Source organism: Georgenia sp. (genome assembly GCF_054605595.1).
In genome coordinates this window covers 1-7,784 of record NZ_JBTSDU010000139.1, presented here as the reverse complement: position 1 = coordinate 7,784, position 7,784 = coordinate 1, and the positions used below count along the sequence as shown (strand labels likewise).

8 protein-coding genes are annotated in these 7,784 nt (G+C 72.3%); 2 read left to right on the top strand and 6 right to left on the bottom strand.

Annotated features, from left to right (window positions below):
* Window positions 1-135: 135 nt before the first annotated feature.
* On the bottom strand, window positions 136-1,239 hold the full coding sequence (locus tag ACYC1Z_RS13060; RefSeq protein WP_461409958.1) for a fatty acid desaturase family protein: 1,104 nt from the start codon (window positions 1,237-1,239) through the stop codon (window positions 136-138).
* A gap of 202 nt (window positions 1,240-1,441) precedes the next feature.
* On the bottom strand, window positions 1,442-2,356 hold the full coding sequence (locus ACYC1Z_RS13055; RefSeq protein WP_461409957.1) for a phosphoribosylaminoimidazolesuccinocarboxamide synthase: 915 nt from the start codon (window positions 2,354-2,356) through the stop codon (window positions 1,442-1,444).
* A 277-nt stretch (window positions 2,357-2,633) separates the two neighbouring features.
* On the opposite strand from ACYC1Z_RS13055, the gene gndA reads away from it, so the two are divergent.
* Window positions 2,634-4,088: an NADP-dependent phosphogluconate dehydrogenase gene (gene gndA, locus ACYC1Z_RS13050; RefSeq protein WP_461409956.1), complete on the top strand. Its 1,455-nt coding sequence runs from the start codon at window positions 2,634-2,636 to the stop codon at window positions 4,086-4,088.
* Window positions 4,089-4,252: 164 nt separating this feature from the next.
* On the opposite strand, the gene ACYC1Z_RS13045 is transcribed toward gndA, so the two are convergent.
* From ACYC1Z_RS13045 to purD, 4 genes are read right to left on the bottom strand one after another with little or no spacing between them, the layout of a single operon-like run.
* On the bottom strand, window positions 4,253-4,459 hold the full coding sequence (locus ACYC1Z_RS13045; protein WP_461409955.1) for a hypothetical protein: 207 nt from the start codon (window positions 4,457-4,459) through the stop codon (window positions 4,253-4,255).
* Window positions 4,390-5,511: a 4-hydroxybenzoate 3-monooxygenase gene (locus ACYC1Z_RS13040; RefSeq protein ID WP_461409954.1), complete on the bottom strand. Its 1,122-nt coding sequence runs from the start codon at window positions 5,509-5,511 to the stop codon at window positions 4,390-4,392. Before ACYC1Z_RS13040 ends, ACYC1Z_RS13045 begins: the two co-directional genes overlap by 70 nt.
* Before the next feature lie 46 nt (window positions 5,512-5,557).
* Window positions 5,558-6,154, bottom strand: coding sequence for an IclR family transcriptional regulator domain-containing protein (locus tag ACYC1Z_RS13035; RefSeq protein ID WP_461409953.1), 597 nt, complete (start codon window positions 6,152-6,154; stop codon window positions 5,558-5,560).
* On the bottom strand, window positions 6,154-7,431 hold the full coding sequence (gene purD / locus ACYC1Z_RS13030) for a phosphoribosylamine--glycine ligase (RefSeq protein WP_461409952.1): 1,278 nt from the start codon (window positions 7,429-7,431) through the stop codon (window positions 6,154-6,156). The genes ACYC1Z_RS13035 and purD overlap by 1 nt, the downstream gene beginning before the upstream one ends.
* Window positions 7,432-7,515: 84 nt before the next feature.
* Between purD and ACYC1Z_RS13025 the strand changes: the two genes are divergently transcribed.
* Window positions 7,516-7,784, top strand: a 269-nt coding sequence (locus tag ACYC1Z_RS13025) for a DUF2249 domain-containing protein (RefSeq protein WP_461409951.1), incomplete at its 3' end; no start/stop codon positions are given.

Genomic DNA, 7,784 nt, shown 5'->3' with positions numbered 1-7,784 from the left:
CACCGCCGGAGTGCGAGTTCGTCGCCGGAAGCACGAGTTCAACGCCGAACGGGTGTGGGGCGCGACGCAGTACGGCGCGCGTGTTGGTCGATACCTGGCACGAACCTGCGTCAGGGGGCCGGTGGGCCCACCGGCTCAGGCGCGGTACTGCACGGCGAGCGGGCAGGCCCACACGTCCAGGCCGCCGCGGCCGACGGCGTTGATGTACGTGGTGACCTGACGGTAGGACTGGGCGATCGTCGTCTCCGTGTACCGCACGCCGAGCTGCTCGCAGTACTCCCGCACCATCGGGGCGACCTTGCGGAGATTGGGCCGTGCCATCGACGGGAAGAGGTGGTGCTCGACCTGGAAGTTCAGGCCGCCCATGAACGTGTCGACCCAGCGCCTGCCGGTGACGTTTCGGCTCATGAGCACCTGGCGGCGCAGGAAGTCGATCTTGAGCGACGGCGGCACGATCGGCATGCCGATGTGGTTGGGCGCGAAGGACAGGCCCATGTAGAGGCCGAACACGGCGAGCTGGACCCCGATGAACGCCAGCGCCTTACCGGGCGGGAGCACGAGGAAGACGAACGCGGCGTAGCTCAGAAGCCGGACGGTGATGAAGCTCAGCTCGACCCAGCGGCGCTTGATCTTCTCCCGCCCCACCGCCCGCTTGATGCCCTGCACGTGCAGGTTCACGCCCTCGAGGAGGAGCAGCGGGAAGAAGAAGTAGCCCTGCTTGGTGGTCAGCCAGCGGGTCAGCGGGCTCCGCCGGCTCGCGGCGACCTCGGGGGTGAAGGCGAGGATGCCGGGCTCGATGTCCGGGTCGGCGTCGAGCTTGTTCGGGGCGTTGTGGTGCTTGTTGTGCTTGCGCTGCCACCAGCCGAGTCCCATGCCGGCGAAGAGGTTGATCACGATGAGGGAGACCCACTCGTTCCACGAACCGGAGACGAAGATCTGCCGGTGCGCGGCGTCGTGGCCGAGGAAGGCGATCTGCGTCATCAGCAGCGCGAGGACGACGGCGGTGCCCATCTGCCACCAGCTGTCGCCCACCAGCACGAAGACCGCTGCGAGGGCGAGCCCGGCCGCGGTGAGCCCGATCAGTTTCGACCAGTAGTAGCCGTACGCGCGGCGCATGAGGCCGGCGCCCTTCACCTTCGCCGTCAGGGCGGTGAAATCGCTGACCTGGCGCTCACGCTGGCCGCGGACGCCGGGTCCGGGCGGGGCCGAGCCGAGTGCGGGGGAGAGTGTCTGGCTCACGGTGGACACCTGTCATCGAGAGTGAACGACCGAGGCCGCACCGGCGGCCCGGGGCGGCCACCTTCTTCAGTGTGACACGCGGGCGCGGTGCGCGACAGGGCAACCTACGGATTCGTAGGTTGCGATCCGGCGGACGGCCCGCGCCTCCGGTCGGCACGGCGACCTCACCCGCAAACGCACACGACCGCCGGGCCGACCCGCCTCACTCGAAGGTCCGTCCCGTGAGCAGCTGGTACGCCTGGAGGTAACGGCCGCGGGTGCGTTCGACCACCTCGTCCGGCAGCGCGGGCGGGGGCACGTCGCCGCGCCGGTCCCAGCCGGACTCGGCGGAGGTGAGCCAATCGCGGACGAACTGCTTGTCGTAGCTGTGCTGGGGCCGGCCGGGCGCGTAGTCCGAGGCCTGCCAGAACCGGGACGAGTCCGGGGTCAGCACCTCGTCGCCGAGCACCACGTCCGGCTCGCCGGGCTGGGGCGACGCCCCGAACTCCAGCTTCGTGTCGGCCACGATGATGCCGCGCTCGGCGGCGATCTGGGACGCCCGGGTGTAGACGGCGAGGGTTCGGCCCCGCAGCCGGCGGGCCGTGTGCGCGCCCATGCGGTCGGACATCTGCCCGAAGGTGATGTTCTCGTCATGATCGCCGACGGGCGCCTTGGCCGCGGGGGTGAAGATCGGCTCGGGCAGCCGGGCGCTCTCCACCAGTCCGGGCGGCAGCGGCACCCCGCACACCGCGGAGGCCGCGTGGTACTCGGACAGGGCGGAGCCGGTGAGGTACCCGCGCACCACGCACTCGATCGGGTACATGAGCAGCTGGCGGCAGATCATGGCGCGCCCGGCGACCTCGGCGGGCACGTCGAGGGAGACCACGTGGTTGGGGACCACGTCCTCGAGCTGCTCGAACCACCAGAGGCTGAGCGCCGTGAGGACCTTTCCCTTGTCGGGGATGATGGTGGGCAGGACGTGGTCGTAGGCGCTGATGCGGTCGCTCGCGACCACGAGGACGACGTCGCCCCCGGCCTGCGCGGAGGCGTCCTGCGGGACGTAGAGGTCACGAACCTTGCCCGAGTAGGTGTGCGTCCAGCCCTCCAGGACCGGCGCGGTACCCGCGTCTGTGCTCATGGCGCCATCCTGGCAGGCCGTGCTCGGCGGTGCCTCCCCGGCCCGCCCGACGGACCGTAGATCGGGACGGGGTGGGGACGACCCACCCGGCGGTTCTACGCCGCCTGCTACCGCAAGGCCGGGACGTCAGGCGGGCACGGGGTGGGGACGACCCGCTGCGGCAACAGACCGGTCGCCCGCTGCGGCAACAGGTGGCACAGCCGGGCGGGCCGCGACGCCACCGCGTACCGTTCGCGGGGAGATATGAGCATCCGCAGACGCCCCGGAGGTAGGAAGAATGGCAAGCGAGAAGCCCGTCGGCATCGCCGACATCGGTGTGACCGGTCTGGCGGTCATGGGTTCGAACCTGGCGCGGAACTTCGCGCGTCACGGTCACAAGGTGGCCATCCACAACCGCTCGTTCACCAAGACCGAGCGGCTCATGTCCGAGCACGGCTCGGACGGCGCCTTCTACCCGTCGGAGACGGTCGAGGACTTCGTCGCCTCGCTCGCGAAGCCGCGCGTCGCGATCATCATGGTCAAGGCGGGCCCAGGGACCGACGCCGTGATCGACCAGCTCGCCGAGCACATGGAGCCGGGCGACATCATCGTCGACGCCGGCAACGCCCACTTCCCGGACACCGTCCGCCGCGAGGCGGCACTGAAGGAGAAGGGCCTGCACTTCGTCGGTGCCGGTGTCTCCGGCGGCGAGGAGGGTGCGCTCAACGGCCCCTCGATCATGCCCGGCGGCACCAAGGAGTCCTACGCCCGGCTCGGCCCGATGCTCGAGGACGTCTCCGCCAAGGTCGACGGTGTGCCGTGCTGCGTCCACGTGGGGCCCGACGGCGCCGGCCACTTCGTCAAGATGGTGCACAACGGCATCGAGTACGCCGACATGCAGCTCATCGCCGAGGCGTACGACCTGCTGCGACTGGGCCTGGGAGCCTCCGCGGCCGAGATCGGTGCCATCTTCGAGGAGTGGAACAAGGGCGAGCTCGAGTCCTTCCTCATCGAGATCTCCGCCGAGGTCCTCAACCACACGGACCCGCAGACCGGTGGCGCCTTCGTCGACATCATCCTCGACCGGGCCGAGCAGAAGGGCACCGGACGCTGGACCGTGCAGAACGCCCTCGACCTGGGCGTGCCGGTCACCGGTATCGCCGAGGCCACCTTCGCCCGTGCCCTGTCCGGCTCGGTCCCCCAGCGCACCGCCGCCCGCGGGGTGCTGCCCGCCCACGCCGGCACCTGGACGGTGACGGACCGCGACGCGTTCGTCGAGGATGTCCGCCAGGCGCTGTACGCCTCGAAGGTCGTCGCCTACTCGCAGGGCTTCGACCAGATCACGGCCGCCTCTCACGAGCACGACTGGGGCATCGACCGTGGCGCGATGGCCCGCATCTGGCGCGGTGGCTGCATCATCCGGGCCCGCTTCCTCAACCGCATCACCGAGGCCTACGAGCGCACCCCCGACCTGCCGCTGCTGCTCGCGGACGAGTTCTTCACCGACGTGATGGACAAGGGCGTGCCGGCATGGCGCCGGATCGTCGCCCAGGCCGCGCTCAACGGGGTGCCCACGCCGGTGTTCGCCTCGTCCCTGAGCTACTACGACGGGATCCGGGCCGAGCGGCTGCCCGCCGCGCTGATCCAGGGTCAGCGGGACTTCTTCGGCGCCCACACCTACCAGCGGGTCGACGCCGAGGGCACGTTCCACACCCAGTGGTCCGGCGACCGCTCGGAGGAGAAGCAGGACTGAATCCGCCTGGCCGGCACCACGGCCGGCGCGGCCGGTTCGGTCAGGACCACCAGCACCGTCACGACGGCGGGCACCCACGCTCGGTGCCCGCCGTCGCGCTGCGCCAGGACCCCGGAACCCGGTCGGGCCCCCGGCGCCGCCCCGACCGGCTCGCGCGGCCTCGTTCAGGCGGGTACCGGGACCTGGTGCGCGAGCACCTCACCCAGCGCCGTGCCGCGGTCCAGGAAGGCGGGGTCCGACGGGATGAGGGGCCAGCCCGTGTAGGCCTCCGCCAGGTAGGTCGAGCCCGCCCGGGACGTCGTCACCAGGTCCAGCTCGTCGAGCCGGCGCGCCCGGTCGAAGGAGTTCGCGGTGGCGTCGGTGTGCAGCATCGTCGGCATCCACCAGGCGAAGTGCTGCGCCTCCACACCCGCTTGAGCGCGGTGGTCGCGTAGGTGTCGAGGTGGTCGGTGGCCTGCTCGCGGTAGAACCGCTCGAGGGCCCGGGCGAGCACGCTGACGTCGCCGGCGGCGAGGTTGAGGCCCTGGGCGCCGGTCGGCGGGACGGTGTGCGCGGCGTCGCCGGCGAGGAAGAGCCGACCGTAACGCATCGTCTCGCACACGTAGCTGCGCATGGGGATGACGGTCCGGTCGAAGACGGGGCCCTGCACGAGGCTGAAGCCGGGGGCGGCGGTGCGCTCCTGGAGGGTCGCCCAGATCCGCTCGTCGCTCCAGGCGGTGGGGTCCTCGGTGGGGTCGTGCTGGAAGTATATGCGCTGCATCGTCGGGGTGCGCTGGCTGATGAGGGCGAAGCCGTGCTCGGAGTTGGCGTAGACGAGCTCGGGGGCGCTGGGCGGGGCCTCGGTGAGGATGCCGAACCACCCGAACGGGTACTCCCGGAAGTGGTCGACGCGCACGTCCTCGGGGATGACGGCCCGGGAGACCCCGCGCGAGCCGTCGCAGCCGGCGACGAAGTCGCAGACGAGCCGGGTACGGACGCCGTCGGCGTCCGTGAACTCGATCGAGGGCTGGTCGCCGAGGACGTCGTGGAGCTCGACGTCGGGGATCTCGTACCGCACGGCGAGGCCGCGGGCGTCGGCGCCGTCGGCGAGGTCGGCGAAGACGGCCTGCTGCGGGTAGAGCTGGACGGCTCGGCCGACCAGGTCGGCGAAGTCGATGCGTCGGGTCTCGGCGCGCAGCCGAAGCTCGATGCCGTGGTGGGTGAAGCCGGCGCGGTACATCCGCTCGTCGAGGCCGAGCCCGGTGAGCAGGTCCATCGTGCCCTGCTCGAGGATGCCCGCCCGGTGCGTCTCGGCGATGTCCGCCCGGCTGCGCCGCTCGAGCACGACGGTCTCGATACCGGCGACGGCGAGCAGGTGCGCCAGCAGCAGGCCGGCCGGGCCGGCACCGACGATCCCGACCTGGGTGCGGATGGTGGTGGTCATGGTGGCCTCTCCCTCGAGGTTGGGCTGTGACGCCCGACACCAGGACCTAGGTCACTCGTCCCGACCGGTCCTCCCGTTCGATGGGAGCGTTGCCCAGGTCGCGGGAGATGGCGCGGGCCGGCGCAAGGAGGGCCGGGACCAGCGCACGGTGATCCTCACGCATCGGGACGATCACCGACAGGGCGGCGACGACGGTCCCGCTCGCGTCCCGCAGCGGCACCGCGACGCCCTTCGCGCCGGGCGTGAGCAGGCCCGGCGCGACGGCGTACCCCAGCCGGCGGACCGTGCCCAGCGTGCCCCGCAGGAGCACCGGGCCGGTGAGGACATGCGGCGTGAAGGCCTCCAGCGGGCCCGCGAGCACCCCGTCCCGCACCTCGGCGGGGGCGTGGGCGAGCAGGACCAGCCCGGCCGAGACCGTGTGGGCGGGCAACCGCTCGGCCGTGCGGGCGATGTTCGGTACGGTGCCACGGGCACCGAGGCGCCGTGCTCGAGCATCTCGCGCACCAGCCGGTGCGCCGTCGAGACGGGCAGCCCCGCGCCGCGGGCGACGCTCGGCGACGCTCGGCGACGGCGTCGACGCGAAGACCTCCAGGATGCGCATCATCCGGGTGAGCAGCGAGTCCCCCGAGTCCGACCTCGCCATCAGCGCCCGGCCGCGATGTCCGTCCGGTGCTGGGAGCCGGCCAGGTGCAGGCGGTCGACGCCGGCGTAGGCGTTCGCGCGGGCGGTGGCCAGGTCCGGCCCGGTGCCGACCACGCTGAGGACTCGACCACCCGCGGCCACGACCGCGCCGCCGTCGCCCTCGGCCGTGCCCGCGTGGAGCACGTGCACGCCGTCGAGCGCCTCGGCGTCCTCGAGGCCGCTGATCGGGTCCCCCGTGCGGACCTGCCCGGGGTAGCCGTGCGCGGCGACGACGACCGTGACGGCGGCGTCGGCGCGCCACTTCGGCGCGCCCAGCCGGTCGAGCGTGCCGGTGGCCGCGGCGAGCAGCAGCTCGGCGAGGGAGGAGCGCAGCCGGGCGAGGACGACCTGCGTCTCCGGGTCACCGAACCGGACGTTGAACTCGATGACGCGCAGCCCGCGCGAGGTGAGTGCGAGGCCGCAGTACAGCAGGCCCACGAACGGGGTCCCGCGCCGGGCCATCTCGCGCACCACCGGCCGGGCGACGCGCTCGACGACGTCGGCGGCGAGGCCCTCCGGCGCCCAGGGCAGCGGGGAGTAGGCACCCATGCCACCGGTGTTGGGCCCGGCGTCGCCGTCGCCGAGGCGCTTGAAGTCCTGCGCGGGCTCGAGCGGGACGACCGTGGTGCCGTCGCTGACGCAGAAGAGGGAGATCTCCGGGCCGTCGAGGAAGTCCTCCACGACGACGGCGGGCGCACCGTGCGTCGCGGCGTCGCCGCCGTCCTTGGCCAGGCAGGTGGCGGCGTGCGCGAGGGCGGCCGCCCGGTCGTCGGTGACGAGGACGCCCTTGCCGGCGGCGAGGCCGTCGTCCTTGATGACGTAGGGGGCGCCGAACGCATCCATGGCGTCCTCGACCTGCTCGAGCGTGGTGCACACGTGCGCGAGCGCGGTGGGTACCTCGGCGGCCGCCATGATCTCCTTGGCGAAGGCCTTGGAGCCCTCGAGCCGGGCGGCGGCCCGGTCCGGCCCGAAGCACGGGATCCCTGTCGCGCGCACCGCGTCGGCCACGCCGGCCACCAGCGGGGCCTCGGGGCCGATCACCACGAGGTCGGCCGCCATGTCGCGGGCGGCGGCCGCGACCGCCTCGGCGTCGAGGACGTCGATTCGCAGGTTCCGGGCGATCCGCGCGGTCCCGGGGTTGCCCGGGGCGACGACGAGCTCCTCGACCGCTGCGTTCTGGGACAGGGCGTGGGCGAGGGCGTGCTCGCGCGCGCCGGAGCCGATCAGCAGGATCCTCACGCGCCGTAGCGTACGTGCCCCCTGTTTTTCACGGACTATTCCTGCCTTATTGTGGGAGGGTCTCCGACAGGAAGGATGTGCCCCATGGCCATCAGCGACGTTTCCATCGGCACGCAGGGCCACACCGGCTGCGCGTGCGGCGAGCACGACACCGACATCCCGGCGCTGGACGTGCGGACCGTCCCGCACGCCATCCGCCACGCCACCGTCTTCGGCGCCCTCGCCGCGATCGCTCCGGGCTTCGCGATGGACCTCGTCGCCCCGCACAACCCGGTACCGCTGCTCGCGCAGATCGAGGAGCGCGAGCCGGGCGCGTTCGAGGTGTCCTACCTGCAGGAGGGTCCGGAGGACTG